1 protein-coding gene and 1 pseudogene are annotated in these 764 nt (G+C 67.1%); both read left to right on the top strand.

Annotation, left to right across the window (positions count from 1 at the left end):
- A partial coding sequence (gene nusG, locus NQ160_RS24370; RefSeq protein WP_374113717.1) for a transcription termination/antitermination protein NusG occupies nt 1–156 on the top strand: 156 nt, incomplete at its 5' end.
- 350 nt (nt 157–506) lie between these two features.
- Nucleotides 507–764: pseudogene (locus NQ160_RS24365) on the top strand (50S ribosomal protein L11); the annotation flags it as partial.

Below are 764 nucleotides of genomic sequence, written 5' to 3'. Positions count from 1 at the left end.
GGCGAGACCATCACGATCAAGGAGGGCTCGTTCGCCGGCCTTCCCGGTTCGATCAGCGAGATCAAGCCCGAGAGCGGCAAGCTCACGGTGCTCGTCTCCCTGTTCGAGCGCGAGACCCCTGTCGAGCTGTCGTTCGACCAGGTCACGAAGCTCTGACCGCATTCGGTCACGACGAACGCCCCGCCAGGCCTTTGCCTGCGGGGCGTTCTCGCGTTCACGGGCGTGCGTGCCCGCCCAGTGCGGGCTGTGGATGAGACCGATGAGGTTGCCGAAGGGGTCGGCGATGGTCGCTGACCACCAGCCCTCGCCACGCTGCGTCACCGGCTCGAAGGCGGCGCAGTGGCCGATGCGCGGGAGGGGCCGCGGATCGGGTAAGATTGTGGGGTTTGCACGTGCGTTCAGCGCGCGCGCAGACCAACCGCCGTCCGGAACCGCCGGACACGCGGGAGATGGACACGGTCCCGAGCCTGGCGAGGGATCGGTCCTTCGAAGAGAGGAAGCTACACATGGCACCCAAGAAAAAGGTGACCGGCCTGATCAAGCTCCAGATCAAGGCCGGCGCCGCGAACCCCGCGCCGCCGATCGGTCCGGCGCTCGGTCAGCACGGCGTCAACATCATGGAGTTCTGCAAGGCGTACAACGCCGCGACCGAGTCGCAGCGCGGCAACGTCATCCCCGTGGAGATCACCGTCTACGAGGACCGCAGCTTCACGTTCGTCCTGAAGACGCCGCCGGCCGCGGAGCTCATCAAGAAGGCCGCCGGA

This window comes from Microbacterium sp. zg.Y909 (assembly GCF_024626565.1).
This window is presented reverse-complemented; position numbering and strand designations above follow the sequence as displayed.